The sequence below is a fragment of the Actinomadura sp. genome (assembly GCF_044508335.1).
Lineage (GTDB): Bacteria > Actinomycetota > Actinomycetes > Streptosporangiales > Streptosporangiaceae > Spirillospora.
Genome location: NZ_JBIQHY010000237.1, coordinates 1 through 1,799 on the forward strand (window position 1 = coordinate 1; position 1,799 = coordinate 1,799).

Consider the following 1,799-nt stretch of genomic DNA (forward strand, 5'->3'; position numbering starts at 1 on the left):
CGGAGTCGGCGAACCCGCGGACCGACACCTCGTAGAACACCGCCGTCTTGAACCACAGCGGCGTGTTCGGCGTCTTGTCGTCGAACGGGTCGGGGATCGCCCCGGCGGCCGGCGCCCGGTCCGGCTCGGCGACCGGGCCGATGTCCGCCTCCGGCGCGGTGACCTGGTCGGACGTGCTGCGGGCGGTGTTCTTCGGCTGGCCGTGCATGGGTCACCCCGGTGTGTTGGAGACATCTAGATCAGCAATTCCCGCCGCCGGTGCGGGAGACGTTCGCGACAGGCAACCTTCCGTAAAAACTTCCGTACGCTCCGTGACGGGCGGACCGGCCGCGCCCCGATGGTCATCGCCCGGCAGCGGCTCGGGCACGAAGTGGAAAAGTCGCGCAAAAACCCGGCTGTTCACGGCACGTTCGCTGGCGCCGCGGCTCCGGAAGACTTGCCGCGCGACGGTTGTGTCATGTCCGTGTTTTTAGGTTCGTCGCTTTTTCTGTCGCAGCCCTCGGGTAGGTCATTTCCAAGCTCAGAACCCGTCCCAGCGGCGGGTTCTGATCAGTTCGGACGGAATGCGTCCGTCCAAAGCGATCGGAGGGACAGTGGAGCGCTGGGAGAAGTCGCCATCGGTCGTACCGACGCGCGATGAGCTCGTGGCGCGGCTGCGCGTCCGCTTCGCCGACATTCCGGCTGAGAGCGTGCGCCGCTGCGTCGACGACCTGTGGTGCTGCTGCACCCATCTCGGGGTGCGGCCCGAGGAACGGACCATCGAGCGCCTCGCGGCGTCCCGGCTCACGGGCGTGGTGCGCGGCGGCCGGCCGCCCTATCCGGACGGCCGGACGGTGTCCAGACCGCCCGGCTCCACGCTGACCGCCCCGCCCAGGACCGCTCGCGCGGCCGCCAGAACCCCGATCGGGATGTGACGTATGAAGGACACGGTAGTGCCGGGCCTGAGCATCGAGACCCGGCGAGGGTTCATCGTGCTGACCCTGCCCGCGCAGATCAGCTGGCAGAACTACGCGGGCATCCGCGAGGGGGTGAGCAGGGCCCTCTCGCTGGCCGCGGGATCCGCGGGGGCGCCGGCCGCCGGGGGCGCGCCGCGGGGGCGGCGGCGCACCTGCGTCGTCATCGACTTCGGTGACGCGGTGCTGCTGGACGCCGCCGGGCTGGTCCTGCTCGCCCGCGCCGAGACGCGGGCGCAGCTGCTCGGCTGCCCGCTGCGCGCCGTGGTGCCCGCGCTGTCCGCGCACGTGCGGCGCGCGCTGCACCTCACCGGGCTGGCGCAGCTCGTCCCGGTGTTCCCGGACGTCGCGGCGGCGACGGCCACGCCCGTCCCGGCCGGGACGGCGCGGGACGCCGACACCACGCACGTGCTCGACGCCATCCGCGCCCTGCACCCGGGGGACGCCGGGCTCACCCCGACGCCGCCCGCCCCGTCCGAGCTGATGATCACCACGACGGAGGCCGGCGACGGCGACCACACGGTCGTCCACCTGTCCGGGGTGCTGGACGAGGTGACGGTGCCGCGGCTCGGGGAGACGCTGACCACGCTGGTCGAGGGGAACCTGCGGCACCTCATGGTGCGGATGCACGAGCGGCTCGGGATCCGCTGCGACCCGCTGCCGATCCTGCTCGGCATCCGCTGGCGCGTCGCCGCGGAGGGCGGCTGCCTGGCGCTGCCCGCGCTGCCGGCCCGGCTCCGCGAGATCATCGACCGGGAGGGGCTCGGCTCGGTGTTCACCGGCTGCCGCTCCATCGAGGACCGCCTGCTCGGCGCCGAGCAACCGGTCTGACGCCTCGGTCTGACG

3 protein-coding genes are annotated in these 1,799 nt (G+C 72.7%); 2 read left to right on the top strand and 1 reads right to left on the bottom strand.

Going from position 1 to position 1,799, the window contains the following annotated elements:
- The coding region (locus tag ACIWVC_RS34545) for a hypothetical protein (RefSeq protein ID WP_396453275.1) at positions 1-208 on the bottom strand (208 nt) is incomplete at its 3' end.
- Positions 209-593: 385 nt separating this feature from the next.
- On the opposite strand from ACIWVC_RS34545, the gene ACIWVC_RS34550 reads away from it, so the two are divergent.
- Positions 594-914 carry a hypothetical protein gene (locus ACIWVC_RS34550; protein ID WP_396453276.1) on the top strand — a complete coding sequence of 107 codons (321 nt, stop codon included), beginning with the start codon at positions 594-596 and terminating at the stop codon, positions 912-914.
- 3 nt (positions 915-917) lie between these two features.
- Complete coding sequence (locus tag ACIWVC_RS34555; RefSeq protein ID WP_396453278.1) at positions 918-1,784, top strand: STAS domain-containing protein; 867 nt, start codon at positions 918-920, stop codon at positions 1,782-1,784.
- Positions 1,785-1,799 lie beyond the last annotated feature (15 nt).

What these genes read in the sequence shown, in the direction of transcription:
- ACIWVC_RS34555 (WP_396453278.1), top strand. Translation starts at nt 918, where the DNA reads ATGAAGGACACGGTAGTGCCGGGCCTGAGCATCGAGACCCGGCGAGGG.